This is a genomic window from Thauera sp. SDU_THAU2 (genome assembly GCF_038260575.1).
GTDB lineage: Bacteria > Pseudomonadota > Gammaproteobacteria > Burkholderiales > Rhodocyclaceae > Thauera.
This window is the reverse complement of record NZ_JBBWUN010000003.1, coordinates 2,908,755-2,935,062: the sequence shown is the minus strand read 5'-3', so window position 1 is coordinate 2,935,062 and position 26,308 is coordinate 2,908,755. Positions and strand designations below refer to the sequence as shown.

Annotated in this window: 22 protein-coding genes and 4 pseudogenes; 13 read left to right on the top strand and 13 right to left on the bottom strand. The window is 66.5% G+C overall.

Annotated elements, in window-relative coordinates; genetic code table 11:
- Positions 1 to 3: 3 nt before the first annotated feature.
- The gene (locus AAFL97_RS15360) at positions 4 to 675 is read right to left on the bottom strand and encodes a histidine phosphatase family protein (RefSeq protein ID WP_341645661.1); all 672 of its coding nucleotides are present in this window, start codon (positions 673 to 675) and stop codon (positions 4 to 6) included.
- 140 nt (positions 676 to 815) lie between these two features.
- On the opposite strand from AAFL97_RS15360, the gene AAFL97_RS15355 reads away from it, so the two are divergent.
- Together AAFL97_RS15355 and AAFL97_RS15350 are read left to right on the top strand one after the other, a co-directional pair.
- Entirely contained in the window at positions 816 to 1,421 is a 606-nt protein-coding gene (locus AAFL97_RS15355; protein ID WP_341645660.1) for a TRAP transporter small permease subunit, read from the top strand.
- On the top strand, positions 1,418 to 3,055 hold the full coding sequence (locus AAFL97_RS15350) for a TRAP transporter large permease (RefSeq protein WP_341645659.1): 1,638 nt from the start codon (positions 1,418 to 1,420) through the stop codon (positions 3,053 to 3,055). Before AAFL97_RS15355 ends, AAFL97_RS15350 begins: the two co-directional genes overlap by 4 nt.
- Positions 3,056 to 3,161: 106 nt before the next feature.
- Here the strand turns inward: AAFL97_RS15350 and AAFL97_RS15345 are convergent.
- A pseudogene (locus AAFL97_RS15345) lies at positions 3,162 to 4,297 on the bottom strand (TRAP transporter substrate-binding protein).
- Positions 4,298 to 4,346: 49 nt separating this feature from the next.
- Entirely contained in the window at positions 4,347 to 5,693 is a 1,347-nt protein-coding gene (gene pmbA, locus AAFL97_RS15340; protein WP_341645658.1) for a metalloprotease PmbA, read from the bottom strand.
- A 62-nt stretch (positions 5,694 to 5,755) separates the two neighbouring features.
- Between pmbA and yjgA the strand changes: the two genes are divergently transcribed.
- The 3 genes from yjgA to AAFL97_RS15325 are packed head-to-tail and all read left to right on the top strand — an operon-like array spanning position 5,756 to position 8,205.
- The gene (gene yjgA, locus AAFL97_RS15335; protein WP_341645657.1) at positions 5,756 to 6,361 is read left to right on the top strand and encodes a ribosome biogenesis factor YjgA; all 606 of its coding nucleotides are present in this window, start codon (positions 5,756 to 5,758) and stop codon (positions 6,359 to 6,361) included.
- Between the two features lie 51 nt (positions 6,362 to 6,412).
- Positions 6,413 to 7,015, top strand: a complete 603-nt coding sequence (gene mog, locus AAFL97_RS15330; RefSeq protein ID WP_341645656.1) for a molybdopterin adenylyltransferase — start codon at positions 6,413 to 6,415, stop codon at positions 7,013 to 7,015.
- 8 nt (positions 7,016 to 7,023) lie between these two features.
- A complete protein-coding gene (locus AAFL97_RS15325) occupies positions 7,024 to 8,205 on the top strand; it encodes a class I SAM-dependent methyltransferase (RefSeq protein WP_341647180.1) in 1,182 nt (393 codons plus the stop codon).
- Between the two features lie 128 nt (positions 8,206 to 8,333).
- On the opposite strand, the gene AAFL97_RS15320 is transcribed toward AAFL97_RS15325, so the two are convergent.
- From AAFL97_RS15320 to AAFL97_RS15295, 6 genes are read right to left on the bottom strand one after another with little or no spacing between them, the layout of a single operon-like run.
- The gene (locus tag AAFL97_RS15320) at positions 8,334 to 9,014 is read right to left on the bottom strand and encodes a sulfite oxidase heme-binding subunit YedZ (protein WP_341645655.1); all 681 of its coding nucleotides are present in this window, start codon (positions 9,012 to 9,014) and stop codon (positions 8,334 to 8,336) included.
- Between the two features lie 15 nt (positions 9,015 to 9,029).
- A complete protein-coding gene (gene msrP, locus AAFL97_RS15315) occupies positions 9,030 to 9,980 on the bottom strand; it encodes a protein-methionine-sulfoxide reductase catalytic subunit MsrP (protein ID WP_341645654.1) in 951 nt (316 codons plus the stop codon).
- 57 nt (positions 9,981 to 10,037) lie between these two features.
- A complete protein-coding gene (locus tag AAFL97_RS15310; RefSeq protein ID WP_341645653.1) occupies positions 10,038 to 11,006 on the bottom strand; it encodes a GGDEF domain-containing response regulator in 969 nt (322 codons plus the stop codon).
- Complete coding sequence (locus AAFL97_RS15305) at positions 11,003 to 14,101, bottom strand: response regulator (protein ID WP_341645652.1); 3,099 nt, start codon at positions 14,099 to 14,101, stop codon at positions 11,003 to 11,005. The genes AAFL97_RS15310 and AAFL97_RS15305 overlap by 4 nt, the downstream gene beginning before the upstream one ends.
- 3 nt (positions 14,102 to 14,104) lie before the next feature.
- Positions 14,105 to 14,647, bottom strand: a complete 543-nt coding sequence (locus AAFL97_RS15300; protein WP_341645651.1) for a YfiR family protein — start codon at positions 14,645 to 14,647, stop codon at positions 14,105 to 14,107.
- On the bottom strand, positions 14,648 to 16,804 hold the full coding sequence (locus AAFL97_RS15295; protein ID WP_341645650.1) for a TonB-dependent receptor plug domain-containing protein: 2,157 nt from the start codon (positions 16,802 to 16,804) through the stop codon (positions 14,648 to 14,650).
- A gap of 305 nt (positions 16,805 to 17,109) precedes the next feature.
- Between AAFL97_RS15295 and aroG the strand changes: the two genes are divergently transcribed.
- Both aroG and gabD read left to right on the top strand, forming a co-directional pair.
- Entirely contained in the window at positions 17,110 to 18,195 is a 1,086-nt protein-coding gene (gene aroG, locus AAFL97_RS15290) for a 3-deoxy-7-phosphoheptulonate synthase AroG (RefSeq protein WP_341645649.1), read from the top strand.
- A 52-nt stretch (positions 18,196 to 18,247) separates the two neighbouring features.
- Positions 18,248 to 19,704, top strand: a pseudogene (gene gabD, locus AAFL97_RS15285) (NADP-dependent succinate-semialdehyde dehydrogenase).
- 9 nt (positions 19,705 to 19,713) lie between these two features.
- Here the strand turns inward: gabD and AAFL97_RS15280 are convergent.
- Complete coding sequence (locus AAFL97_RS15280) at positions 19,714 to 20,610, bottom strand: ketopantoate reductase family protein (protein WP_341645648.1); 897 nt, start codon at positions 20,608 to 20,610, stop codon at positions 19,714 to 19,716.
- 272 nt (positions 20,611 to 20,882) lie between these two features.
- On the opposite strand from AAFL97_RS15280, the gene AAFL97_RS15275 reads away from it, so the two are divergent.
- Positions 20,883 to 21,224, top strand: coding sequence for a type II toxin-antitoxin system RelE/ParE family toxin (locus AAFL97_RS15275; protein WP_341645647.1), 342 nt, complete (start codon positions 20,883 to 20,885; stop codon positions 21,222 to 21,224).
- Positions 21,221 to 21,556 (top strand): helix-turn-helix domain-containing protein, encoded by a 336-nt coding sequence (locus AAFL97_RS15270; RefSeq protein WP_341645646.1) that lies wholly within the window; start codon positions 21,221 to 21,223, stop codon positions 21,554 to 21,556. Before AAFL97_RS15275 ends, AAFL97_RS15270 begins: the two co-directional genes overlap by 4 nt.
- 89 nt (positions 21,557 to 21,645) lie before the next feature.
- Here the strand turns inward: AAFL97_RS15270 and AAFL97_RS15265 are convergent.
- Positions 21,646 to 22,907 (bottom strand): annotated as a pseudogene (locus AAFL97_RS15265) (Hsp70 family protein).
- A gap of 248 nt (positions 22,908 to 23,155) precedes the next feature.
- Here AAFL97_RS15265 and AAFL97_RS15260 point away from each other — a divergent pair.
- A complete protein-coding gene (locus AAFL97_RS15260; RefSeq protein WP_341645645.1) occupies positions 23,156 to 23,713 on the top strand; it encodes a DUF2242 domain-containing protein in 558 nt (185 codons plus the stop codon).
- A 130-nt stretch (positions 23,714 to 23,843) separates the two neighbouring features.
- Here AAFL97_RS15260 and AAFL97_RS15255 read toward each other — a convergent pair whose 3' ends face one another.
- Both AAFL97_RS15255 and AAFL97_RS15250 read right to left on the bottom strand, forming a co-directional pair.
- The gene (locus AAFL97_RS15255; RefSeq protein ID WP_341645644.1) at positions 23,844 to 24,263 is read right to left on the bottom strand and encodes a tetratricopeptide repeat protein; all 420 of its coding nucleotides are present in this window, start codon (positions 24,261 to 24,263) and stop codon (positions 23,844 to 23,846) included.
- Positions 24,264 to 24,283: 20 nt separating this feature from the next.
- Complete coding sequence (locus tag AAFL97_RS15250) at positions 24,284 to 24,415, bottom strand: helix-turn-helix transcriptional regulator (RefSeq protein WP_341645643.1); 132 nt, start codon at positions 24,413 to 24,415, stop codon at positions 24,284 to 24,286.
- A gap of 343 nt (positions 24,416 to 24,758) precedes the next feature.
- On the opposite strand from AAFL97_RS15250, the pseudogene AAFL97_RS15245 reads away from it, so the two are divergent.
- The 3 genes and pseudogenes from AAFL97_RS15245 to AAFL97_RS15235 form a co-directional block, all read left to right on the top strand.
- Positions 24,759 to 24,869 (top strand): annotated as a pseudogene (locus AAFL97_RS15245) (prepilin-type N-terminal cleavage/methylation domain-containing protein); the annotation flags it as partial.
- Between the two features lie 102 nt (positions 24,870 to 24,971).
- Positions 24,972 to 25,415, top strand: a complete 444-nt coding sequence (locus tag AAFL97_RS15240) for a hypothetical protein (RefSeq protein WP_341645642.1) — start codon at positions 24,972 to 24,974, stop codon at positions 25,413 to 25,415.
- 81 nt (positions 25,416 to 25,496) lie between these two features.
- On the top strand, positions 25,497 to 26,300 hold the full coding sequence (locus AAFL97_RS15235) for an ABC transporter permease (RefSeq protein WP_341645641.1): 804 nt from the start codon (positions 25,497 to 25,499) through the stop codon (positions 26,298 to 26,300).
- The last annotated feature ends 8 nt before the right edge of the window (positions 26,301 to 26,308 follow it).

Genomic DNA, 26,308 nt, shown 5'->3' with positions numbered 1-26,308 from the left:
TCGTCATATGTTCGGCAGTTCGTCCAGCGCACCGCCGCCAAGGTGGCCTTCGTCGGCCCAGGCAAGGAGGCGCCAGCGTTCGCCGGTGCGCTCGATCCAGTTCAGTGCGGCATTGGGGATGGGAAAGTTGCGTGCTGCCTCCAGCGGCGCGCTGCTCGCAAGCCGGTGGGCGATGTCCAGCACGCCGCCGTGGGTGACCACCAGCACGGCCTGGCCGGCGTGGCGCCCGGCGATGTCTTCAAGCGCTGCATGGACGCGCGAGGCGAAGCCGATCAGGCTTTCACCGTGTCCCGGAAAGCCGAAATCGGGCTCCCGCGCCTTGAAGCGCCGATAGAGCTCGGGGTGCCGATGCTCGGCTTCGTCATAGGTCAGGCCCTGGAACAGGCCGTAGTGGCGTTCGCGCAGCCGTTCGTCGTGAATCGCCGGCAGGGATTGCTGGCGGGCGATGGCTGCGGCGGTCTGGCGCGCGCGCGTCAGGTCGCTGCAGTACAGGGCGGCGAAGCCGTGGCCGAGCACCTGCAGCCGCCTCGCCGTGGCCGCGGCCTGGGCCAGCCCGGTCTCGTTGAGCGGGACGTCGAGGTGTCCCTGCAGGCGGCGTTCGGTGTTCCAGGCCGTTTCGCCGTGGCGGACGAGGCAGAGACGGCATGTTTCAGGCGGTATCGATGAGTTTTCCATATAAGACGTTTTGATGAAGGTGTACGCGCGAGAAATGGAGGCTGTGAAATAATGCCGGGCTTTCAATGGGTTTGCTTGCGCGCGCATGTGCGCAGGCGCAGCGATCGTTCAGGTTGCCGCGCGTTTCTGGAGTTTTCCCCGTGTCCTTATTGCTGCGAATTGCCCGCTTGATCGACTGGATCAACGAACGGGTCGGGCGTAGCGTGATGTGGCTGGTGCTGATCGCAGTCGTGATCAGCGCAGGCAACGCGCTTGCCCGCAAACTGTTCAACACGAGCTCGAACGCGCTGCTGGAAATCCAGTGGTACCTGTTCGCCGCAATCTTCATGCTGGCGGCAGGTTACACCTTCCTGCGCAACGAGCACGTGCGTATCGACATCCTCACCAGCCGGCTGTCGCCGCGCGGGCAGAACATCGTCGACGTGATCGGCATCCTGTTCTTCATGCTGCCGATGGCGGTACTGATTCTTTGGCTGTCGGTGCCGATCGTGATGACTTCGATCCAGTCGGGTGAGATGTCGCAGAACTACGGCGGCCTGATCCGCTGGCCGGTCAAGCTGCTGCTGCCGCTGGGCCTGGGGCTGCTGGTGCTGCAGGCCTTCTCCGAACTGATCAAGCGCATCGCCTTCCTGACCGGGCACGGACCGAATCCGCTGCTCAGGAAATCCGCCGGCGCCGGAACCGAGGAGCTGGTTGCCGCGATCAAGGCGAACAGCGGCAAGGCTGAGCAGGAGCGTGCGCAATGACCGAGTTCATCATCGCCAACATGGCGCCGCTGATGTTCGCGTCCATGATCCTGTTCCTGCTGTTCGGTTTTCCGGTGGCCTTCGCGCTTGCTGCCAACGGCATCCTGTTCGGCCTCATCGGCATCGAGCTCGGCCTGCTGCATGGCGCGCTGTTCCAGGCGCTGCCCGAGCGGGTGTTCGGCATCATGGCCAACGACACCTTGCTGGCCGTGCCCTTCTTCACCTTCATGGGCCTGATCCTCGAACGCAGCGGCATGGCCGAGGATCTGTTGGACACCATCGGCCAGCTGTTTGGCCCGGTGCGCGGCGGCCTCGCCTTCGCGGTGATCTTCGTCGGCGCGCTGCTGGCGGCGACCACCGGCGTGGTGGCGGCTTCGGTGATCTCGATGGGCCTGATCTCGCTGCCCATCATGCTGCGCTACGGCTACGACCATCGCTTGGCGAGCGGCGTCATCGCGGCCTCGGGCACGCTGGCGCAGATCATCCCGCCCTCGCTGGTGCTGATCGTCATGGCCGACCAGCTCGGCCGTTCGGTCGGTGACATGTACCAGGGCGCGCTGGTGCCGGGGCTGATGCTCACCGGCATGTATGCGGCCTACGTCGCCGTCGTGGCGATCGTCCGCCCTTCTCATGCGCCGGCGATGCCGCTCGAGGCGCGCACCTTGCGCGAGGATGACGGCTCGAGCGGCTTGCGTTCGCTCGCCGTTCTGACGGCCTTGTCGGCGGGTTGCGCGTGGTTGTTTGCCGGCTGGTTCTATGGCGAAGGCGCGCCGCGCGACGAAGTGGTCGTGGTGTCGGCGATGGTGTCGATCGGCATCGCCTTCGTCGTTGCGATGATCAACCGCCTGTTCGGCCTCGGCCTGCTGTCGCGCCTGGCCGAGCGCGTGACCTTCGTGCTGATTCCGCCGCTGGGCCTGGTTTTCCTGGTGCTCGGCACGATCTTCATCGGCGTTGCGACGCCGACCGAAGGTGGTGCGATGGGCGCGGTCGGTGCGCTGCTGATGGCGGTGTCGCGCAGGCGCCTGTCGATGACGCTGCTGAAGCAGGCGATGGACTCGACGACCAAGCTGTCGTGCTTCGTGATGTTCATCCTGATCGGTTCGAGCGTGTTCGGCCTGACCTTCCGCGGCGTCAATGGCGACCTGTGGGTCGAGCATCTGATGACTTCGCTGCCCGGCGGCGAGATCGGCTTCCTGATCGCGGTCAACGTGCTGGTGTTCCTGCTCGCCTTCTTCCTCGACTACTTCGAGCTGGCCTTCATCATCGTGCCGCTGCTGGCGCCGGTGGCGGACAAGCTGGGCATCGACCTGATCTGGTTCGGCGTGCTGCTCGCGGTCAACATGCAGACCTCCTTCCTGCACCCGCCCTTCGGTTTCGCGCTGTTCTTCCTGCGCTCGGTGGCGTCGGAGAAGGTGAAGTCGTCCTCGATCTACTGGGGCGCCGTGCCTTTCGTGATCATCCAGCTCTGCATGGTCGGCCTGATCATCGCCTTCCCCGGCCTGGTGTCCTACGGCGACGGCAGTCCGAAGCCGGGCGAGCAACAGGAACTGAAGCTCGACGAGTTGCTGGGCGGCGGCGCGTCGCCGGCGGACGATGCTGCTTCCGACCTGCTGCGTCAATTGCAGGGCGATTGAGCCCAGGGAAACGCAGCAGTACCAAAAAAATGGCCCGCGCATCGAGCGCGGGCCATTTTTTTCGCCTCATCCGACCTGGCTCGAGGCCGGACGTCGGTAGATTCGCTCAGCGGATCGATTGCATGAAGCGGTCGTAGCTGCCTTCGGCGACGCTGAACCAGGCGTTCTGCGCCCTGCGGTATTTCTCGAACTCGGCATAGATCTTGGCCCAGGCCGGATTCTTCGCCGCTTCCTCGGCGTAGAGCTCCTGCGATACCTCGTAGCCGCGCTTCATGATCTCGTTCGAGAAGGTCTGCAGCTTGACGCCCTGGGACAGCAGGCGGGCCAGCGCTTGCGGGTTCTTGTGGTCGTAGCTTGCCGTCATCAGGATGTGGGCCTCGCGCGAAGCGGTGCGGAACGCAGCCTGGTATTCCTTCGGCAGCTTGTCCCACTCGGTCTTGTTCACATAGAAGTGGACCACCGGGCCCGGCTCCCACCAGCCCGGCGCGTAGTAGTTGGGCGCGACCTTGTGGAAGCCCAGCTTCTCGTCGTCATAGGGCGCGACCCATTCGGCGGCGTCGATCGTGCCCTTTTCCAGCGCGGGGTGACGTCGGGGCCGGCAAGCTGCTGCGGGATGGCGCCCATGCGGGCGAGGATTTCGCCGGCGATGCCGGCGATGCGGATCTTCAGGCCCTTGATGTCCTCGAGCGAGTTGATCGGCTTGCGGTACCAGCCGCCCATCTGCACGCCGGTGTTGCCGCCGAGGAAGGAATAGATGTTGTAGTTGCTGTAGAACTCGTCCAGCAGTTCCTGGCCGCCGCCGGCGATGATCCAGGCGTCCATCTGGCGTGCGTTCAGGCCGAAGGGCACGGCGGTGCCGAAGGCGAAGGTCTTGTCCTTGCCGACGTAGTAGTACGAGCAGGTATGGCACATTTCGACCGTGCCCTGCTGCACGGCGTCGAGCGCCTGCAGGCCGGGCACCAGTTCGCCGGCCGGGAAGATGCGGATGTCGAACTTGCCGTCGGTGATTTCGCGCAGGCGGTTGGCGAGCATCTCGGCGCTGCCGAACAGGGTGTCGACGCTCTTCGGAAAGCTCGAGGTCATGCGCCACTGGATCGACGGCAGGCCGGTCTGAACGGCCGGTGCGGAGGAGGCGGCGGCGGGGGCTGCGTGTTGTTCGGACTTGCCGCAGGCCGCGAGGCCGAGGGCGGCGCCAGCCGCAGCGCCGGCACCGGCCTTCTTCAGAAATGAACGACGTTCCACATGAACTCCTTCAGGACAGTGATGAGGTATCGATGTACGGCAGCCCGCGTCAGCGGCCCGCCACCTTCATGCGCTCGATCAGGACCGAGCCGCAGTGCTTGGCCCCGCGCGGCAGCGCATCGTTGCCGATGGCGACGATGTTGCGGAACATGTCGCGCAGGTTGCCCGCGATGGTGACTTCTTCCACCGCGTGCTTGATCTTGCCTTTCTCCACCCAGAAGCCCGCCGCGCCGCGCGAGTAGTCGCCGGTGACGTAGTTCACGCCGTGGCCGAGCAGTTCGGTGACCAGCAGGCCGCGATCCATCTGCCTGATCAGGCCGGCCAGATCCTGCTCGCCCGGTCTGACGATCAGGTTGTGCGAGCCGCCGGCGTTGCCGGTGGTCTGCATGCCGAGCTTGCGCGCGGAATAGGTGGACAGGAAATAGCCGTTCAGCACGCCGTCGGTGACGACTTCGCGGTCGCGTGTGATGACACCGTCGCTGTCGAAGGGGCTGGAGCCGAAGGCCTTTTTCAGGTGTGGCCGTTCCGAGATGCAGACCACCGGCGAGAACACCTGCTGGTCCAGGCTGTCGAGCAGGAAGCTCGCCTTGCGGTAGAGCGCACCGCCGCTGACCGCCTGCACGAAGCTGCCGATCAGGCCGACCGCCAGCGGCGCCTCGAACAGCACCGGCACTTCGCAGGTGCGGATCTGCCTGCCGCCCAGGCGCGCCAGCGCGCGTTCGCCGGCGATGCGGCCGATGTCCTCCGCGCTCATCAGTTCGGCCGGATCGCGCCGCGAGTCGTACCAGTATTCACGCTGCATGCCGTCGCCCTCGCCGGCGATCACCGAGCACGACAGGCCGTGGCGGGTGCTGGCATAGCCGCCGATGAAGCCGAGGCTGTTGGCCGAGACGAAATGCGACTGCTGGATCGAGGTGCTGGCGCCTTCGGAGTTGCTGATCTGCGGGCCGACCGCGAACGCCGCCGCCTCGCAGCGGCGGGCCAGCGCGATTGCCTCATCGACGCCGATCGCCCAGGGGTGGAACAGATCCAGCTCGGGCATGCCCTTCTCGCGCGCCATCAGCGCGGCGTCGGCCAAGCCGGCGCAAGGGTCGGGCGCGGTGAAGCGGGCGATCGACAGCGCGGCATCGACCGTGGCCTTCAGCGCCTTCTTCGAAAAGTCCGAAGTGCTCGCATAACCGCGCTGCTGGCCGATATACACGGTGACGCCGACACCCTTGTCGCGGTTGTATTCGATCGTCTCGACTTCCGCCTTGCGCACGCCCACCGACTGGCCGAAGCCTTCCGAGACATCGGTTTCGCAGGCGCTGGCGCCGTGCTTCTTCGCATACTTGAGGATGTCGGTGGCGATTTCGCGCAGATGCGCCTGGGAGAAGGAGAAGCCTTGGTCGGACATGGGCGGGCTGCTGTCGGGCAAAGGCTATAATCTTAACCCGTCCAAGCCCCGAGCCAGCCGCAATGCGTTCAGATTCGCGCCCCTCTCACGATGAAGACGATTTCGTCGAGCCGCCCAGCAAGAGCAGCCTCAAGCGCGAAATGCACGCCTTGCAGGCACTCGGCGAACAGCTCGTCGCGCTGTCGCCCGAACGCCTCAGGAAGGTGCCGCTGCCCGATACGCTGTACGAAGCGGTCCGCGCCGCCCAGGGTTTCAAGATGGAAGCCCGCCGCCGCCAGATGCAGTACATCGGCAAGCTGATGCGCAAGATCGACCCGGCGCCGATCCAGGCCCAGCTAGACATCTTCAACGGCAACTCGGCCGCCGAAGTGGCGAAGATGCACCGCCTCGAACGCCTGCGCGAGCGCCTGCTGGAAGACGAGCAGACCATCGGCGCCATCGCCGAGACCTGGCCCGACGCCGACCTGCAATACCTGCGCACGCTGCGCCGCAATGCGCTGAAGGAACGCGAGGCCGGCAAGCCGCCCAAGGCCTTCCGCGAGATCTTCCGCGTGCTGCGCGAACTGCAGGAAGCGCAGGATGCGGCCGCCGAAGCTGGCGGCGCCGAAGCCGCGCATGACGGTGCAAACGAGGGCGGCCAGGACGACGGTGGCGATGCGCGCGCCTGATGCGCAAAGCGTGCTCCGCACCCGGCTTTCCCGTATAGCGAGACGATTCCCATGAGCGAACCCATCCGTATCGGCCTGGTGTCGATCAGCGACCGCGCTTCCGACGGCACTTATGAAGACCAGGGCATTCCCGCGCTGCAGGACTGGCTGGGCAGGGCGCTGACCTCACCCTGGAGCGCCGAGACGCGGCTGATCCCCGATGAGCGGCCGTTGATCGAACGCACACTGGCCGATCTCGCCGACCAGGCCGGCTGCAGCCTGGTGCTGACCACCGGCGGCACCGGCCCGTCGCCGCGCGACGTCACGCCCGAAGCCACGCTGGCCGTCGCCGACAAGGAAATGCCCGGCTTCGGCGAGGAAATGCGCCGCATCAGCCTCAACTTCGTGCCCACCGCCATCCTGTCGCGCCAGGTCGCGGTGATCCGCGGCCGCTGCCTCATCATCAACCTGCCCGGCCAGCCCAAGTCGATTCGCGAAACGCTCGAAGGCGTGCGCGATGCCGACGGCGCGGTGCGCCACGTCGGCATCTTTGCCGCCGTGCCCTATTGCATCGACCTCATCGGCGGACCTTACGTCGAAACCGACGAAACGGTGATCAAGGCCTTCCGGCCCAAGAGCGCCATCCGGCCGAAACAGGCAGGAGCGCAGATTTGAGCGCAGGTCTGAGTGAACTGCCGCTGCTGCACTGGACCGAGGGCGGTGTCGTGCACAGCGCGCCCTGGCGCTCGGAAAGCGGCCAGGCGCCGCCGAAGCGGGTGCAGGTCGTCGATGACACGCTGACAGCCGATTCCGCCTGGCGCCTGGCCTGCGAAGGCACGGCGCTGCTGTGGCGGGGCGACTACCACAATGCCCGCCAGTTGCTGCAGGCCATGACCCGCCGCGCCGACCGCCGGCCGCACAAGGGCAGCGGCAAGGCTGGCGGGAAAGCAGGCGGAAAGGGGACTCAGGCGGCCGCATCGCCGGCCGAGGCCTTCCACCTGCACCGCATGGCCCAGGCGCAGCGTGCGCGGACGCTGGGCATGCTGCTGATCCCGGTCGAAGCCGGTGGGCGCATCGCGCTGCGCCGCGCGCCCGACGTCAGCGATGCATTGGGCGAGGCGTTCGGCGACGAGCACGCGGCGCTGCTGCAAGCGCCTTTCGTGCTGTCGCTGCGCGAACTGCTGGGCCTGATCGGCGCCCACGAATGGCGGTGCAAGGGCGTTTTGGTGCCGGCGCTGGGCGAGCGCATCCACCCCTGGTACGGCGTGTTCTCGCCGATCCGCGGTGAATACCTCGATCTCGTCGCCCGCGTGCCCTTGCCGGCGAAAACGCTCGCCTTCGACGTCGGCACCGGCACCGGCGTCGTCGCCGCGCTGCTGGCGCGCCGCGGCGTGCAGCGCGTGGTGGCGACCGATCTGTCGCCGCGCGCGCTCGGCTGCGCGCGCGACAATCTCGCCCGGCTGGGGCTGTCCAGGCAGATCGAGGTGGTCGAAGCCGATCTCTTCCCTGCCGGCCGCGCGCCGCTGGTGGTGTGCAATCCGCCGTGGGTGCCGGCCAAGCCCACGTCTGCCGTCGAGCATGCCGTCTATGATCCCGGCAGCCGCATGCTGCGTGGCTTCCTGCAAGGCCTCGCCGCGCATCTGGAAGCGGGCGGCGAGGGCTGGCTGATCCTGTCCGACCTCGCCGAACACCTCGGCCTGCGCAGCCGCACCGAACTGCTCGGTTGGATCAGTGACGCCGGCCTGCAGGTGCTCGGCCGCGAAGACGTCCGCCCACGCCATGCCAAGGTCATGGATGCGGACGATCCGCTGCACGCGGCGCGGGCGGCGGAAGTGACTTCGCTGTGGCGGCTGGGCCTCGCCTGAGGCAGCGCCGCAGGGCGGAACGAAGCGAAACCCGTCGGTTGGAGTGTGCGCTGGAGGGACGGGTTGCGCCTTCGGCCCGACCTACGCGGCCCGACCTACGCGGCCCGACCTACGCGGCCCGACCCATCCTACTTCTGCACGATCCTGATCACGGGCCTTTCCAGGTGCTTCGCCGGCGGCGGCACCGACAACTGGCGGCGGCGTTCCTGTTCGCGCCACCAGGCGCGCAGGCCGAGCAGGGCGGCGAGGATCAGCGCGTAGATGAAGGGCTTCAGCAGGTCGGCCTTCACCAGCCACCAGAAATGCACCACGGCGAGGATGGCGATGGCGTAGATCGAGCGGTGCAGCGACTGCCAGCGCCGGCCGCCCAGGCAGCGGATGGCGGCGTTGCTGGAGGTGGCGGCGAGCGGGATCAGCAGCACGAAGGCGGCGAAGCCGACGGTGATGAAGGGGCGGTCGAGGATGTCGCGGGCGATCGCCTGCCAGTCGAAGAACTGGTCCAGCCAGACATAGGTGGTGAAGTGCGCGGCAGCGTAGGCGAAGGCGAACAGCCCGAGCATGCGCCGCAGCCGCAGCAGCCAGTGCAGCCCGGTGTAGCGCCGCAGCGGGCTGACCGCGAGCGTGATCAGCAGCAGGCGCAGCGTCCATTCGCCGCTTGCGCGGGTGATGGTTTCGATGGGGTTGGCGCCGAGCGTGTCGTGCTGCCAGCCCAGTGCGAGTTGCACGGCGGGGATCAGACAGGCCAGGAAGACGGCGGCCTTGATCAGGGCGATCTGCGTGCCTGAGGGCGCGCGCAGGAAATTCGGCATGTCGGGGGGCTTCTCTCAGTAATACGTGCGCAGATCCATGCCCTGGTACAGGCCGGCCACCTGCTCGGCATAGCCGTTGAACATCAGTGTCGGCCGCTTGCGGATCTCGCCGATGCGGCGCTCCGTGGCCTGGCTCCAGCGCGGGTGCGAGACTTCCGGATTGACGTTGGCATAGAAGCCGTATTCGTGCGGCGCGGCGCGGCGCCAGGACGTCGCCGGCTGCCGTTCGGTGAGGCGGATGGTGGTGATCGACTTGATGCTCTTGAAGCCGTATTTCCACGGCACCACCAGGCGGATCGGCGCGCCGTTCTGATTCGGCAGCACTTCGCCGTACAGGCCCACGGCGAGGATGGTCAGCGGATGCAGGGCCTCGTCCAGGCGCAGGCCCTCGGCGTAGGGCCATTGCAGGACCGGGCGGCGCAGCATGATCTCCGGGTCGTAATGACTCAGGAATTCGACGTACTTCGCGCTGCCCAGCGGCTCGACCGCCTTCAGCAGCGCGGCCAGCGGAAACCCCACCCAGGGGATGACCATCGACCAGCCCTCGACGCAGCGCAGGCGGTAGATGCGTTCCTCCAGCGGCGCCAGCTTCAGCAAATCGTCGATGTCGAAGCGGCGCGGCTTGCCGGCCAGGCCTTCGACCGCGACGGTCCATGGCCGCGTGAGCATGCGTCCGGCGTTCTGCACCGGATCGCCCTTGTCGGTGCCGAATTCGTAGAAGTTGTTGTAGCTCGTCACCGCCTTGCGCTCGGTCATGGCTTCGGTGGTGCTCAGCGGCGAGGCGACGGTGGCCAGGCGGCCCGATGCCGCCCTCGCCGTCCCGCCCAGCCCCTGCCACAAGGCCGCGCCGGCGGCGATGCCGAGCCCGCCGCGCAGCAGCAGGCGGCGCCGTTCTTCGAACAGCGGGCGCGGTGTGATTTCGGCAGGGCGGACAGTGGCGGCGGCCGGTGTGTTTCGGATCAGCATGTGGAGTTTTCGGGCGGGAAGGCGGTTCCGGATAGACCGTCGGAGCGGTCGAGGGGTTCAGCAGGGGCGCGTGGAAGAGGTGGCCGCCGCCACATTCATGGTGCCGTGTCCGCCGGGCTGCTGCGGCGTGCGTGCCCAGACGATGCGGTTGCGGCCGGCGTGCTTGGCATCGTAGAGCGCGCGGTCGGCGGCGAGGAACAGCTCCTTGCCCACCTCGGGCGTCGTCGGCACGTGGCTCGCGCCTCCCAGGCTGAGCGTGAGCTGCAGCGGCCTGCCGTCGGCGGTCTGGAACGGCATCGCGGCGATGCGCTGGCGCACGGCTTCGGCGAACTCGGCGGCGCCATCCTCGTCGACGCCCGGCAGCAGCAGGACGAATTCCTCTCCACCGTAGCGGCAGACGAAATCCCCGGGGCGCTGTATCGCCCGTTTCAGGGCCTGCGCCACGCTGCGCAGCGCTTCGTCGCCTTCCGCATGGCCATAGGTGTCGTTGATCCGTTTGAAGTGATCGACGTCCGCCACGATCATCGACAGCGGAAGCGCATGGCGCAGGCAGCGCCGCCATTCATGCTCCAGGGTTTCGACGAAGCGCCGCCGGTTGGGAATGCCGGTGAGGTTGTCGAGCATGGCGAGCTGCTCGAGCAGGCGGCGCTGTTCCACCAGGCGCAGGTGATTGCGGACCCGGACGCGGACGATCGGGGGATGGAAGGGTTTGGTGATGTAGTCGACGGCGCCCAGTTCGAGGCCGACCTTCTGGTCATCGAAGGAGTCCAGCGCGGTGATGAAGATCACCGGCGTGTCGCGCGTGCGGTCGTCGTCCTTGAGCTGGCGGATCACCGCATGGCCGTTCATGCCCGGCATCACGACATCGAGCAGGATCAGGTCGGGCTGCAGTTCGCGCGCCAGCGCCAGCGCCTGTTCTCCGCTCTTGGCCAGGAGCAGGCGGCATTCGTGCTGCAGCAGTTCGGTGAGCAGCTGGCGATTGTGCTTTTCGTCGTCGACGACGAGTACGGTGGAATCGGCATTCATGTCGGTGCCTGGATCATGTCCTCGCGCAGGGCGGCCAGCAGTGGCAGGGCGGTTTCGTATTCGACATCTTCGATCAGCGTGCGTATCGCTTCCGCATTGTTTTGCCAGGCCGAACCTTCCAGCAGGCTGCCCAGCCGGCGTATTTCGCCTTCGGCGCGAGCGTCGTGACGGGCCAGCAGCGCCAGCGTTTCGTCGATCAGCGGCAGCGCCTCCTCCACTTGCCGTGCAGCCTCGGCAGCCGATGCCGGCCCTGCTTCCGGCGTTCGCGTGCCGGGCAAGGTGGCCAGTGCCGAGCATACGGCACGCAGGCTTGCCGCCAGTGCCTGCAAATCGGCCTCGCCGGGCGCCTGGCCGGCGCGCAGCCGGTGTTCCAGGTCGCGCGCCTGCGCAGCCAGCCCGGCAGCACCGATGGTCGCCGCGCCGGATTTCAGCGAGTGTACCCAGCGGTGAGCGGTTTCGGTATCCCCACATGCCAATGCCTGGTGCAGCGGAGCGCCTCCGCTGGCGAAGGCCGCGGCGAATTCGTCGAGGATGCGGCGGTACAGGGCCGGACGGCCGAGGTGGTTGGCCAGGCCGCGGACCATGTCGATGCCGGGCAGTTCGGCGGGCCAGCCTGCCGTGTCCGGCGCCGCGGCCCAGGTTGCCGGCGGGCAGTCGGCCGCCGCGGCTGTGGCCGAGGTCGATGCGGGGGCGTCGGTGTCGCGCGCCGGCAGCCAGCGCAGCAGCGCGGCGTACAACATGCCGATATCGATCGGCTTGGTGAGATGATCGTTCATGCCGGCCTCGAGGCTGCGCCGGCGGTCGCCGTCCAGGGCGTGCGCGGTCATCGCGATGATCGGGATGTCCGGGCAGTTCGAGCCGGCGCGGATGCGCCGCGCTGCCGCCAGGCCGTCCAGTACCGGCATCTGCACGTCCATCAGCACCAGGTCGCAGCGCTGCGCCGCGAGCCTGGCCAGCGCTTCCTCGCCATTGCTGGCTTCGGCGACCTGCAGGCCGGCGTCCTGCAGAAAGGCGCGGGCGATTTCACGGTTGAGCGGCATATCGTCGACGACCAGCACCCGGGCGCCGCGCAAGGGTGCCAGGGCGGCTGGAGCGGAAGGCTGGGCAACGAAATCGGCAGGAGGCGTTTCGGCGCGGGCCTCGTCCAGGGCGGCGCGCAAGGTTCGCGGCAGGGCAGGCTTGACCAGCGTGGCGTCGATGCCGACGGTCTGCAGTTGCCCGTCCATGCCGGCGTAGCCGGTGTTGCCGGTCTGCAGCACGACTTTCGGGAAGGGCAGGCCCGCGCTGGCGAAAACCTTGCCGAATCGGGTGCGCAACTGCCCTGCCAGCGCCAGGCCGTCGCTGTCGCCGATGCGCCAGTCGAGCAGGATCAGGTCGAAGGCGTCGCCGGCGTCGAGCCCTTCCTGCAGCAGCGCAGCCGCCTGGCCTGCGTCCGCGCAGGCACTCGCGCGCAGCCCCTGCTGGGCGCACAGGGTCGACAGCACGTGGCGGCCGGACGGGCTTTCGGCGACCACCAGGGCATGGCGGAAGCCGGTCTCGGCCGGAGCCGCCCCATCGGCCGGGGCAATGGGCAGCTCGAGCTCGACGTGGAAATGCGCGCCTTCGCCGGAAACGGACTCGACGTCGATGCGCCCGCCCATCATGCGCACCAGTTGTGCGCAGATCGACAGCCCCAGGCCGGTGCCGCCGAAGCGGCGGGTGATGGAGTCGTCGCCCTGGGAGAAGGGCTGGAACAGCACGGCCTGCTGGGCGGCGGTGAGGCCGATGCCGGTGTCGTGCACGCTCAGGCGCAAGGCCGCCTTGCCGGCCGCGGCTGCGTCGGCGCGCAGGCCGACGTGCAGCATGACTTCGCCCCGTTCGGTGAACTTCACCGCGTTGGCCAGCAGGTTGATCAGGATCTGGCGCAGGCGCAGCGGATCGCCGACCAGGCGCGGCGGCAGGTTTTCGTCGGGCAGCATCAGCAGCTCGACGTTCTTTTCCTCCGCCCTGAGCGCCACCACGCTGAGCGCCTGTTCGCACAGGTCCGGCAGATCGAAGGGAATCGACTCCAGCGGCAGTTTGCCGGCTTCGATACGGGAGTAGTCGAGCACGTCGTTGATGACGCCCAGCAAGGCTTCGGACGAGGCCAGCATCTTGTCGAGCTGGTCGCGCTGCCGGCGCGTCAGTGTCGAGCGGCGCAGCAGCCCGCCCAGACCGATGATGGCGTTCATCGGGGTGCGGATCTCGTGGCTCATCCGTGCCAGGAACTCCGATTTCGCCTGGTTGGCGCGGTGCGTTTCGGCCATCGCCGATGCCAGTGCATGGGTGCGTTGCTCGACCAGTTGTTCGAGATTGTCGCGGTAGGCAACCAACTCGGCGTCGCGCGCCTGCACGGTGTCGATCAGTTCGTTGAGGCCGCGCCCCAAAGCGGCGATTTCGGTGCCGCCGCCGGGCTGGGCGCGTGCCCTGAGATCCGGGTTGTCGGTCAGCCGCCGCAGCAGGTCGCGCAGCGCATGGACTGGCGCCAGCAACTGGCGCATCACCCGCGACATCGACGCCAGCGTCGCGGCCAGTACCAGCAGCAGGACCGTGGTGGCCTCCAGCGCCGAGCGCCGGAAGACCTTGTCGAGATGATCCAGCGAGGCGACCAGCTCGAGCCGGGCCGCCTGCCGCTGGCCTTCCAGCACCGGCGCCCAGACGGTCAGCCTGCCGTCGCCGAAGCGGTGGCCCGTCGCCTCGTCGGGCGCATCGCCCGCGTCGGCGGAAGGGCTGCCGTTGCGCGCATAGGCTGCCAGCAGGCCGTTGTCGGGCAGTATCAGCCGGGCTTCGAGGATCAGCGGGTTGGCCGACAGCGCCTGCAGCAGGGTGTCGGCCTCGCGGTAGTCGGCGAAGACCACGGCCGCACGGCTGTTGCTGGCGATCAGGGCGGCTTGAGCGGAAAGCGAGGCCACCCATTCGGTCCGCAGCAGGCGCTGCTGCTGGAACGACATCAGCGTGAACACCAGCAGGGTCGCCACGCTCAGGGCGACGGCGCCGAGCAGGTTGAGGCGCCCGCCCAGGGTGGCCGGCAGCGAGGCTGCCAGGCGCGCGATGCGATGTCGCAGCTGCGGGCGCATCGGCTAGTCTCCCGGAGGGCGGGCGAGGCGCAGCAGCTGGGCGCTGAAGCTGACGCCCCGTTCGCGTGCCACGCGCTGGTTGATCACGATGTCGATGCCCGTGCCCTCGCTCCGGACGAGCAGTTCGACGATGCCGCCGGACTGGGCGAAACCCTTGATGTCGGACACCGTCACCTGCGGGCGCCGGTGCAGTTGCGACAGGATGGCCCCCAGGCGGTGCCGTTCGGAGTTGCCGATGAACACCATGTCGCAGTCGGCGGCCTGGGCGGCATCGTCCAGGTAGCGCACGCTGAACGTGCGTTCGTCGGTGATGGAGCGCTGCAGCTGGGCCAGCGCGTCTTCCAGGCCGCTTCTCCCCAGGTGGCAGATCGACGGCGAGGGGGCGTCTTCGAGCGGCGGTTCATAGACGAACAGCGGCAGCTTGAACAGCAGGACGGCCTTCAGGGCCTGTTCCGAAGCGGCATGGGGCGGCGGCTGTGCCGCGGCCAGTCCGCAGCACAGTCCGGCAAGCAGGCCGGCAAGGGCGCGCGCGTATCGCCGCCACATTTAGAAGCGGTACTCCAGCGTCGCCATCCAGCTGCGCGGTTGTTGCGGCATCGTCAGCAGGGTGCTGTCGGCGGCCCCGTGGGCGACGTTGTAGCGGCGGTCGAACAGGTTGTCGATGTCCAGCCACAGCGTGGCGCGCCCGTCCAGCAGGCGATGCCAGCCCAGGTGCAGGCTGGCGACCCACCAGGCGTCGGCCGTCAGGTGACGGCCCGGCCGCGCGGGATTCCTGCGCCCGGTGGTGGTCTTGCCGACCCAGGTCAGGCGCGGCGTGATCGTCAGCGTGTCGCCGTAGCGCCAGGTGCTGCCGAGCTTGAACTTGTGCTTCGCGACATAGGGCAGGTCCCAGTGCCGGGCGTCGTCGCCCGTCTGGAGGGTGCCGTCGATGTAGCTCAGGCTGCCCCACACTTCGCCGTGCCAGGCGCCGGCGGTGCGGAATTGCCACTGGCCGCTGATGTCGAGGCCGGTGTGGTGGGCCTTGCCCGCATTGCCCTTGATCGTGGTTTCGCTCAACACCGCGCCGGGGATGTACTGCGTCGACACCTTCTCGTTGAGCGTGGCGATCAGGTTGTTGATGTGGCTGTGGTACAGATGGGTGACCAGGTTCAGCGATGGTGTCGGGCGCCAGTCCCAGGTCAGGCCGAGCGTGCGTGCGCGTTCGGCTTCGAGCTTCCCGTTCGGTGCGCGGAAACCCTTGCCGATGTAGCGTCCTTCCGCATCCCGGGCGCCGCTGAAGGCGCCGTATGCCGACAGCGACTCGTCGTAGGAGGGCGCGCGGAAGGCTTCGCCGTAGGACAGCTTGAAGACGTGCCGGTCCGCGGGTTGCCACACCGCGCCCAGGCGCGGGTTGAGGCTGCTGCCGTAGCCCGAGTGGCGATCGTGGCGCACGCCGATCATGGTGGTGAACTGCGGCGTCCACTGCGCCTGCCATTGCAGGTAGCCGAATTCGTTGTGATGGCTTGCCGACGGGATCGGAATCGGCAGATCGGTGTTGGCATAGCTCAGGCCCTGGCCGTGCGTCCCCAGCGATCGTCGGTAGGGGCGCGGCAGGTTGGGCGTCAGCATGGCCTCGTAATCCTGGTAGCCGATGCCGATCTGCAGGTCGTGCGCGGCGTCGATGCGCCAGTGGAGCGTGGGCCGGATGCCGGTGCGGGTGGCCTTGGCATAGTTGTAGCCGCGCGCGCCGAAGCCGGTGTATTTGTTCAGGTAGTTGGAGTGGGGGTCGGCTTCCTGGCGCGCATAGTCGATCAGCAGGCGGCCCTCGATGTCCTCCGTCAACTGGAAGCGCGCCCGCGCATACAGGGTTTCGGAGGTCGTTTCCCAGCGCGCATGGCGGTCGTACAGGGCCATGTCGGTACGGTCGCCCGTGCTGGTCGGCTGGCCGAAGCCGTTGCGGTAGTAGCCCAGCGTCAGATGTTCGGTGAGGTCGGCGCGGGCGAACAGGCTGTGGCTTTCGATGCCATCGATGTGGCGGTGGCGGGCCTGTGCCGGTACGACGATCGTGCCGTCGTAATCCTGCGCATCCACCGCGGGAAAATCATCCGGATAGTAGTGGTCGAGCGGCGCACGGTCGCTGCGCTGCTTGTGCCCGCCCAGGGTGAAGCGCACGTCCTCGGCCGGCTTCAGCGTGAGCAGGAACTGCGCTTCGCGGCTGTCGAAGCGTCCCGCACCCACCGAAGCCCAGTTGTCGCCGGCCTGCTCGCCCTGGTCGGTGATGATGTTGATGACGCCGGCCACCGCGTCGGCGCCGTACAGCGCCGCCGCCGGCCCATAGACCACTTCGACCTGGCGTGCCATGTACAGCGAGAAGTTGCGGGCCACGGCGATCTTGCCGCCGGCCGGGTCATCGACGCGGACGCCGTCGAGCATGATCAGCAACTGGTTGTTGCTGTTGAAGCCCTGCAGGCTGAAGTTGTTGAAGATCGACGAACGGCTGCCCGCCATGAAATCGACGCCGGGCAGGTCGCTCAGCAACTCGCCCAGGTCGCGATAGCGGCGGGCCCTGATCTGTTCGCGGGTGATCACGATGACGTGGGCGGGTGTGTCGTCGCGTCGCTCGACGCGGTGCGAGGCGGTGACGATCGGCGTCTGGATGAGTTCTTCGAGCGACAGCGGCAACAGGCGCAGCACGTCCTCGCTCGCGCCTGCCTGCAGCGGCATACAGCACGATGCCACGAATCCCGCCACACAGAGGGCTCGGCATTTCGGCCGGTGTCCGAGCACAGTCAGCACCATTTCTCACCCATGAGTTTCACCTACCCGATCGAACCGACGATGATCCCACAACAGTTCACGTATGTGACATGCCGATGCGCCGGATTGGCGACAAACTATGGCGAGTCATGGAAAAGATCACGCATTTGGGATAAGGCGTGCAGACCGGGCGCTGTATCTGCTCCGCCTGTTGCGGGAAATGCGAGCTAGAATCACAAGTTGTTTCCAGCCAGAGATGCCGAGTTTTTGCCATGCCCGCTTCCACCAAGATCCACATCGACGACGTCCGCATCCAGGAAATCAAGGAGCTTGCGCCGCCGGCGCACGTGCTGCGCGAGTTCCCGGCCACGCCCAGGGCGGCGACCGTCGCCTACGAGGCGCGCCAATCCATCCATCGCATCCTGTTCGGCGCCGATGACCGTCTGCTGGTGGTGATCGGCCCGTGTTCGATCCACGATCCCGAAGCGGCGATGGAGTACGCCAACCGGCTCAAGGCCGAGGCCGACCGCCTGAAGGACGACCTGCTGATCGTCATGCGCGTCTATTTCGAGAAGCCGCGCACCACCGTGGGCTGGAAAGGGCTGATCAACGATCCCGGCCTCGACAACAGCTACCGCATCAACGACGGTGTGCGCCTGGCGCGCAAGCTGCTGTGGGAGGTCAACGAACTCGGCCTGCCGGCCGGCACCGAGTTCCTCGACATGATCACGCCGCAGTACATTGCCGACCTCATCTCCTGGGGCGCGATCGGCGCGCGCACCACCGAAAGCCAGGTGCATCGCGAACTCGCTTCCGGTTTGTCGTGCCCGGTCGGCTTCAAGAACGGCACCGACGGCAATGTCCGCATCGCGGTCGATGCGATCAAGGCCGCGCAGTCGCCCCACCACTTCCTGTCGGTGACCAAGGCCGGCCATTCGGCCATCGTCACCACCCGCGGCAACGAGGACTGTCACGTCATCCTGCGCGGCGGCAAGGCGCCCAACTACGATGCCGCCAGCGTCGATGCCGCATGCAAGGAACTCGCCGCCAGCGGCGTGCAGGGCAAGGTCATGATCGACTTCTCGCACGCCAACAGCCGCAAGCAGCATCGTCTGCAGATCGAGGTCGCCGACGACGTCGCCCGCCAGCTCGCCGCCGGCGAGGACCGCATCATCGGCGTGATGGTCGAATCCCACCTTGCCGAGGGGCGCCAGGACCTGGTGCCGGGCAAGGAACTCGAATACGGCAAGAGCATCACCGACGCCTGCATCGGCTGGGAGGACAGCGTGAAGGTGCTGGACACGCTTGCCGAAGGCGTGCGCCAGCGCCGTGTCGAGCGCGCAACCCGGTACGAATAAGGCGCTGAGTCCGCATCAGCGACGGGACACACCAATCAACGGAGGCCGTGCCATGCAACTGACCGATTCCGCGCTGCTGCGCACCCAAGCCTATATCGACGGCGCCTGGCGCGACGCAGCCGACGGCGCCCGCTTCGACGTGAACAATCCGGCCGACGGCCGCGTCGTGGCGAGCGTGCCGGACATGGGGCGGACCGAAACCCGGCAGGCGATCGAGGCCGCCGCTGCCGCCCTGCCGGCATGGCGGGCGCGCACCGCCAAGGAACGCGCCGCCGTGCTGCGCAAATGGTGCGAACTGATGCTCGCGCACCAGGAAGACCTGGCGCTGCTGATGAGTTCGAGCAGGGCAAGCCGCTGCCCGAAGCGCGCGGCGAAGTGGCCTATGGCGCCTCCTTCCTCGAATGGTTCGCCGAGGAAGGCAAGCGCATCTACGGCGACGTGATTCCGGCGCACGGCGCGGACAAGCGCATCGTCGTGGTCAAGGAGCCGATCGGCGTGGTGGCGGCGATCACGCCGTGGAACTTCCCGATCGCGATGATCACGCGCAAGGCCGGCCCGGCACTGGCGGCCGGCTGCACGATGGTGATCAAGCCGGCGGAGGACACGCCGCTGTGCGCGCTGGCGCTGGCCGAACTGGGCGAGCGTGCCGGCCTGCCGAAGGGCGTGCTCAACATCGTCCCTACCGCGAGGGCGGCCGAGGTCGGCGGCGAACTCACTGCCAACCCGCTGGTGCGCAAGATCTCCTTCACCGGTTCGACCGCAGTCGGCAAGCTGCTGATGCGCCAGTCCGCCGACACGGTCAAGAAAGTGTCGCTCGAACTCGGCGGCAACGCGCCCTTCATCGTCTTCGACGACGCCGACCTGGATGCCGCGGTGGTGGGCGCGATGGCCTCGAAGTACCGCAATGCCGGCCAGACCTGCGTCTGCGCCAACCGCCTGATCGTGCAGGACGGCGTCTACGACGCCTTCGCCGCCAAGCTGGCCGAAGCGGTGGCGAAGCTGAAGGTCGGCCCGGCATTGTCGGGCGACGTCCAGCAAGGCCCGTTGATCAACGAGGACGCGGTCGCCAAGGTCGAGATCCTGCTCGCCGATGCGCTCGACAAGGGCGCGCGGCTGGTCTGCGGCGGCAGGCGCCATGCGCTCGGCGGCACCTTCTTCGAACCCACCATCGTCGCCGACGTGACGCCGGTCATGCGGGTGGCACGCGAGGAAATCTTCGGCCCGGTGGCACCGCTGTTCCGTTTCCACACCGAGGAAGAAGCGGTCCGCATGGCCAACGACACCGAGTTCGGCCTCGCGGCGTACTTCTACGCCCGCGACATCGGCCGCGTATGGCGGGTCGCCGAGGCGCTGGAATACGGCATCGTCGGCATCAACGAAGGCATCATCTCGACCGAGGTCGCGCCCTTCGGCGGCATCAAGGAGTCGGGCATCGGCCGCGAAGGCTCGCGCTACGGCATCGAGGACTTCGTCGAGATCAAGTACCTGTGCATGGGCGGCATCCGCTGAGCGCTTCGGCTACGGAGCGGCGCTGCCTTCCAAGGCCCTGATCAGCGTGTAGATGGCGCGATGGACCGGCAGCTCGAGGCCGGCTTCATCCGCCAGCTTCAGCAATACGCCGGTGATGGCGTCGATCTCGGTGCGCCGCCCGGCCAGCACGTCCTGCAGCATGCTGGCGCGGTTGCCGGCCGTCGCCGTCGCCACCGCATGGACGCGGGCATGGGCGGCGGCCTCGTCCAGCGCCAGCCCCCGCGCATGCAGCACCGGCCAGGCCTCGTGCACCAGGGTGTCGAGCAGCAGGCGGTGCGGCGGCTGCAGCAGCGCGCCGTTGGGCACGCGGAACAGCGCCGCGAGCGGGTTGATGGCGACATTGACCAGCAGCTTGGCCAGCCGCGCGGCGGCAATGTCCGGTGCCACGCGGGCGACGAAGCCTGCGGCCACCAGCAATTCGGCAACCGGTTCGAAGCCGGGCGGCAACAGCGTCTCGCCGGCGCCGGCCGGGTGCACGCCGTGCGCATCGCGCCAAGCGCCTTCGGTGCTCACGCCCTGGCCGACCAGCAGCGCCGGGCCGGCGGCGGGCAGCAGGTCTTCCACCAGCCCGTTCTGCAGCGACAGCACGCCCCGGGGCCGCATCGCCAGCGCCGTGGCCGCAGCCGTGGCGGTGTCGCCCGTCTTGACCAGCACGATCACCCAGTCCGCCTCGGGCGCTTCGTCCGGCCCGAACATGTCCAACTGCCGCAGTTGGGCGCCTACGGGAACCCCCTGGCGCAAGGCTTCGGCACGCGGGCGGTCGCGCGCGATCACCGCGACCGGGACGGCGTCGGCAAGGCGCGCCGCAAACGTGAGGCCGAGCGCGCCGGCGCCGATGATGGCGAGCGGATAGCGGACGGCCGAGGGAGAGGCTGAGGTATCCATGACGCTGAGTGTCCGCCATCGGCACGGTCTGCGGCAAGTGGCGGATGAGCACGTACGGCGTGAAGGGAGCATCTGCGGCTTTACCCCTGTGGCTCCATTGTTGTCTCTGGCTGATCGGCATTTGCACAAAAATCCCTAATGGCATAATCTGCCAGTGATGATGACATCGTGCTGATGTGCCCTCCGTCGATGACGGTGCTGCAGCTGGCCAGGCATCTGGGTATAGGTGGCATGGGTCGTCATTCCGGTATAAAATTTTATACGGACGGCACATGATGGATCAGGAGATTCGCTGGATTGGGTCGGCCTATGACGATCTATTGGCCTTTCCTGTCGAGGCCCGCAGGAAGGCGGGGTTTCAGTTGGGTAAGGTTCAGGTGGGCCTGGAGCCGGAAGACTGGAAGCCGTTCGATGAGGTGGGTGCTGGCACCCGCGAAATCCGCATTCGGGAAGCTGGCGGTGCGTTCCGGGTGATGTACGTCGCCAAGTTCGAGGAAGCCGTGTACGTCCTGCACTGTTTCCAGAAAAAGACGCGGGCGACGAGCCAGCAGGACAAGCGCATCGCCGAGGCTCGCTACCGCGCCATCGTCAACGAGAGGAAACGCAAACCATGAAGATCGACACCGAAATCCGCCATGTGACCAAGCCGGGTGCGAATCTGTTTCTGGAATTGGGCTTCTCGATCGAAGAAGCCGAACGGCTGCATCTGGCGTCGAAGAAACAGATCAACGACACCAAACAGCTCAAGGAACAACTCATGGACGAACTGGCGGCGTGGATCGAGCAGCATCACCTGAAGCAGGCGGAAGCGGCGGACATCCTGATGGTGTCCCGGCCGCGCGTTTCAGATGTGGTGAACAAGAAGACGTCCAAATTTACCATTGATACGCTGGTTGAGATGTTGAGCCGTATCGGCAAGCCGGTGCGTTTGGCGGTTGGTCAGTAGCACGGAAGGCGTTGCCACTGTTCCTGTCGGGCAGGCAATGCGAGCTCTTTATGGCCCGACCAACTCCGTCTGACGGCAGCAAAGAACCTTCAACCGTAGCGGCGCGCAGCTTCCACCGCCAGGCCGGCGCCGATGCTGCCGTAGAGATCGCCTTCCACGGCGCGTGCCGACGGCAGTTCGGCGGCGATGCGGGCACGCAACTGCGGCACGCCACTGGCGCCACCGGTGAAATACACCGTATCCACCCGTTCGCGGCGGATGCCCGCATCGCCGAGCAGCTGTGCCACGCAGCCGCCGACACGTTCCACCAGCGCCGCCGTTGCGGCGGCAAAGTCCGCTGACATGATCGTGTGCCGCAGCCCGTCTTCGAGCCGGCCGAGATCCAGGGCCGCCGCGGCTGCGGTCGATAGATCGATCTTGGCCTGCTCCACCTGCAGCGCCAGCCAGTGGCCTTCGCGCCGGCTCAGCAAGCGTGCCAGGCGGTCGAGTCCGGTGCGCTCGGCGGCATCGCGGTAGATGTTCTGGAAATCGTTCCAGGCCTGGCGGCTGTAAGCCGCGTTGATGGTGTGCCAGGTCGACAGCTGGAAATACAGGCTGGCCGGGACGTGGGCGCCGTTCTTCATCAGGCCGCGGTGGCCGAGCAGGGGCATCACGCAGTCTAGGCTCAGGGCGCGGTCGAAATCAGCACCGCCGATGTGGATGCCGGCATTGCCCAGCAGATCCTCGCCGCGTTGGTCGTGGCGGGCGCGTTCGGGCGACAGCCGGACCAGCGAGAAGTCCGCCGTGCCGCCGCCGATGTCGGCGACCAGCACCAGCTCCTCGCCCGACAGCGAGCGCTCGTAGTGTAGCGCGGCGCCGATCGGCTCGAACTGGAAGCTGACTTCGGCAAAGCCGACCTGGCGCGCGATCGCTTCCAGCGTGTCCTGCGCCTTGCGGTCTGCGGCTTCGTCGTCATCGACGAAATGCACCGGACGGCCGAACACCGCATGGTCGAAGCCGCGGCCGGCCTGTGCTTCGGCGCGCTGCTTGAGTTCGCCGATGAAAGCGGCCAGCAGGTCGCGAAAGTGCAGCGCGCGACCCTGGACCTCGGTCTGGCCGTCGATCAGGCTGGAACCGAGCAGGCTCTTCAGCGCGCGCATCAGACGGCCCTCGTAGCCTTCGAGGTACTGCGCCAGCGCGTCGCGACCGAAATGGGTCGTGTCTTCGTCGGCATTGAAGAACACCGCCGACGGCAGCGTCGGCCTGCCGTCTTCGAGCGCCAGCAGCGGAGCCGCAGCGGGCCGCACAGCCAGCCGGCGGTGGAGTTGGAAGTGCCGAAGTCGATGCCGCAGGCGCGGGCGGGAGCATGCATGGAGGAGGGCGGCGCAGGGCCGATGCTGCGGAAACGGCCGCGCATGTTAGCCCACGGAAGGGGGATGTTCCACCGTGTTTGCGCCCGCATGGGCCGAAATGCCCGTCTGCCCGCCCCTCGTTTTCAGCCCGGCGGCGATCCGCCCGGAAATGTATGGGGCTGTTTCGTGGAAGGCTTGCGCATGTACCGGGGATAAGCGATGTTTTACCATTCGTATCCGTCCTGCTCGAAGAGCCCTGCAGTCGTCCATGCCCCCAGCCGCCCTTCGCCTTTCCCTTGCTGGTGTTTCCGTTCTGCTGATCGCGGCCTGCTCCTCGCCGCCGCCGGTGTATGACATGGAAACCTTCCAGCACGAATCTCCGTTCGCCACCTGGAGCACGCGCGAGCCCGCCGAGGCGTGCGAGCTCGGCAAGCGCGCCCTGCTGAGCCAGGGCTACCGGATCGAGGGCACGGACATGGTGCGGATCAGGGGCGAGAAGCTGTTCCAGCCCACGCCGGACGAAGGCGTCACGCTCAACATCACGCTGGTGTGCCTGCCGAGCAACGTCGGCGCGGTGATCTATGCCAATGCGCTGCAGACGCGCTATGCGCTGAAATCGAGCTCGACCAGCACCGGCCTCAGTGTCACCGGCCTCGGCTCCATCTCGCTGCCCTGGACGGCGGCCAAGGAGTCGCTGGTCAAGATCGGTGAGGAAACCGTCACCAGCCCGACGTTCTACCGCCGCCTGTTCTCGCTGATCCAGACGCTCGACGGCACGCGGGTCGATGATGTCGAGCTGGAGGGAGATAGCCCGTCCTTGAAGTAACGGACACTTCGGCGGCTCCGTACTCACTCAGTTTTCCCACTGCGGCCGCGCTCATGCCAAAAGAGGTGGGTTGTTGGTATGAGCGCATGCCCGATGGACTACCCGCGACTTTGCAATCCGCTGACGCTGCTCAATTCGTCCCGTCCGCCGTCTCCTTCAGCGCCCCCAGAATCACCTTCTGTTCGATGCGGTCCAGCACAGCTTCCAGCTCGGCGCCCGCCAGGGCAGATTCCGGGTTGGCGTCGAGCCAGGCCACCATGTGGCTGGCAGTGGCATGGCCGCGGGCGGCGGCGCGACGGAGCCACATGATGCCGGCCTCGCGGTCGGCCTCGGTCCCCCAGCCGGAAATCAGGCAGCGCCCCTGCCACTGCATCGCCTCGGCGTGAAAGTGCCGTGCGGCCTTGCTGAACCAGCCGTAGGCTTCCGCCTCCATGCCGTGCGACAGCAGCAACAGGCCCAGATCGCACTGCGCCTCGATGTCGCCTTCATCCGCCGCCAGCACGCATTCGACGTCCTCGTCCTCCAGCTTGAAACGCGTCCACAGCGCCACCTCGGAGAGCTTTACACGGGTTATTTCGAGGTTGCCCCCCCCCCCGCTTCCCCCGTAAATGCCATGAGGTTACCGGCGGCAATACGGCGCCATAGCGTGCGTTTGCTCAGGCCCGTCAGCGAGGCGGCGGTGTTGAGGCTGATGAAGGACATGAGAATACTCCGGGCAGTATGTCGAGACAGGAGCAGGTAAGGCCGTGCGGCATCCGGCACGGCACCCTCCTGCACATCTGTCCGCGAGTGTAATGGGAGACGGCTCGGGGGGAAAACAGCCGTCGCGTTCTGTCACGCCGACCAGTGACACCGCTGGCGGTGTCACACCTTCTTGTCACGGGTCGGTGAGAAAGGGGAGGAGCGTGGTGTGATCTATTTAACGGAAAAAAGCTTTTTCGATTTTCTTACGGGCTGGCACGGCAGTTGCGATAGGAAAGCCAGAAGGTGGCGAGCGCATTACAGCCCGAACACCCTCGGCATTCCAACCAACCAGGAGCACAAAATGAAAATGGTGCAAAAGGGCTTCACCCTGATCGAATTGATGATCGTCGTCGCGATCATCGGTATTCTGGCTGCCATCGCCATTCCGCAATTCACCGAATACCAGGCCAAGGGCCACGACAAGTCGGCGCAGTCCGACGACCGCAATGTGCTGACCGCTGGCATCGCCAACTCAAATTGAAATTAATTCATAATATTAATCTGGAGAAATAGAATGAAAAAGATTCTACTTGGAATGGTGATGGCTACGATGGCGGCCTCTGTGATGGCCCAAACAACAGATCGTGAAGAATTTGATATGTCGTCTGGCGACTCGGCTAAGACAGCTGATTCTGCATCCTCGGTTGCAACGAACTGGACTTATACTGTTGCTGATGATCGTGGAGACCGAAATTTCGTCAAGCAGGATTTCGATTTCTCGCTGTCGGCCAACGTCATCCTGGCGGCGGCGGAGGATAGCGTCGATGGCCGCTGGATGACGGTAGGGGCGGTCAGTGTTCTGGGGCGCAACGTCTATGTTGGACACAGCGATGGCGGCAGCGTCGCCCCCTGCGGCGATCCATTGCCGGCGGCAGATGCCAAAGCAGCCGGTGCCATGGTTGATGCATTGGACGCACGCTTTACTCCGGATACCGAGAACGGCTGCACTCCTCCGTAACGCCATTGTATGTCGTATCGCCAGCCCCCTCCCGACGGAGGGGGTTTTCGTTTCGACTCGCAGGATACGTCCAACACCCATATGTTTGAGTTGATCCGTAACGGCCTGTTGACCGGGCTGCGTCTCAATGCCACTCGTGCCCTGCTGTTATTGGGGCTCGCAGTGATTGGAGGAGCACTGCTGGCTTCCGCCTTCTCCGGTCGCCAGCCAATGACGGTGGGGCTCGACGTAGGCTTTTCCGGGCTGCGTCTGGTGTTGTTGTTGCTTGCGTTGATGTGGGTGCAACTGCTGTTAGGGCAGGACATTGAACGCAAGACCGTCTATTTCATGCTGGCCTACCCGTATACCCGTGGTCAATTCCTGTTTTCGCGTTTTGCCACGCTGGCCCTGCTCTGCGCCGGCGCAACCTTGCTTTTGGGCATGGCCTTGTGGCTGGTCTTGCGCCTGGCAAACTGGGATTATGTTCAGTTAACGATGCCGCAGTTGGACTACCGCTATGCGTTGGCAATGCTGGGTATCTGGCTGGATCTTCTTGTCGTGTTGGCCTTTTCAGTATTACTGTGCAGTTTGTCCACAACACCTTTTCTACCCTTCTTGATGGGCTTGGCGTTTGCACTAGCTGCTCGCGGCTTGGGTACGACTTTTGATTTTCTGCGTGACGGCCGCGCGGCCGACCCCGAGCAGGCGCGACTGTTCGGGCCGATAGTGGAATACACTTTCATGTGGCTTCCCGATCTGTCACGACTCGACTGGCGCACATTCACGCTATACGACGTGCCGCCCACGCCCGAGCCCATGCTGTGGGCCGTAGCGATGGCGTTGGCCTATGTCACCGCGATGCTGGCCTTGGCAAACGTGTTGTTCCAGCGCCGAGATTTCACTTGAGAACACAA

Coding starts and splice junctions, on each gene's coding strand:
- AAFL97_RS15360 (WP_341645661.1), bottom strand. CDS start 675: ATGGAAAACTCATCGATACCGCCTGAAACATGCCGTCTCTGCCTCGTC.
- AAFL97_RS15350 (WP_341645659.1), top strand. CDS start 1,418: ATGACCGAGTTCATCATCGCCAACATGGCGCCGCTGATGTTCGCGTCC.
- pmbA (WP_341645658.1), bottom strand. CDS start 5,693: ATGTCCGACCAAGGCTTCTCCTTCTCCCAGGCGCATCTGCGCGAAATC.
- yjgA (WP_341645657.1), top strand. CDS start 5,756: ATGCGTTCAGATTCGCGCCCCTCTCACGATGAAGACGATTTCGTCGAG.
- mog (WP_341645656.1), top strand. CDS start 6,413: ATGAGCGAACCCATCCGTATCGGCCTGGTGTCGATCAGCGACCGCGCT.
- AAFL97_RS15320 (WP_341645655.1), bottom strand. CDS start 9,014: ATGCCGAATTTCCTGCGCGCGCCCTCAGGCACGCAGATCGCCCTGATC.
- msrP (WP_341645654.1), bottom strand. CDS start 9,980: ATGCTGATCCGAAACACACCGGCCGCCGCCACTGTCCGCCCTGCCGAA.
- AAFL97_RS15310 (WP_341645653.1), bottom strand. CDS start 11,006: ATGAATGCCGATTCCACCGTACTCGTCGTCGACGACGAAAAGCACAAT.
- AAFL97_RS15305 (WP_341645652.1), bottom strand. CDS start 14,101: ATGCGCCCGCAGCTGCGACATCGCATCGCGCGCCTGGCAGCCTCGCTG.
- AAFL97_RS15300 (WP_341645651.1), bottom strand. CDS start 14,647: ATGTGGCGGCGATACGCGCGCGCCCTTGCCGGCCTGCTTGCCGGACTG.
- AAFL97_RS15295 (WP_341645650.1), bottom strand. CDS start 16,804: ATGCCGCTGCAGGCAGGCGCGAGCGAGGACGTGCTGCGCCTGTTGCCG.
- aroG (WP_341645649.1), top strand. CDS start 17,110: ATGCCCGCTTCCACCAAGATCCACATCGACGACGTCCGCATCCAGGAA.
- AAFL97_RS15280 (WP_341645648.1), bottom strand. CDS start 20,610: ATGGATACCTCAGCCTCTCCCTCGGCCGTCCGCTATCCGCTCGCCATC.
- AAFL97_RS15275 (WP_341645647.1), top strand. CDS start 20,883: ATGATGGATCAGGAGATTCGCTGGATTGGGTCGGCCTATGACGATCTA.
- AAFL97_RS15270 (WP_341645646.1), top strand. CDS start 21,221: ATGAAGATCGACACCGAAATCCGCCATGTGACCAAGCCGGGTGCGAAT.
- AAFL97_RS15260 (WP_341645645.1), top strand. CDS start 23,156: ATGCCCCCAGCCGCCCTTCGCCTTTCCCTTGCTGGTGTTTCCGTTCTG.
- AAFL97_RS15250 (WP_341645643.1), bottom strand. CDS start 24,415: ATGTCCTTCATCAGCCTCAACACCGCCGCCTCGCTGACGGGCCTGAGC.
- AAFL97_RS15240 (WP_341645642.1), top strand. CDS start 24,972: ATGAAAAAGATTCTACTTGGAATGGTGATGGCTACGATGGCGGCCTCT.
- AAFL97_RS15235 (WP_341645641.1), top strand. CDS start 25,497: ATGTTTGAGTTGATCCGTAACGGCCTGTTGACCGGGCTGCGTCTCAAT.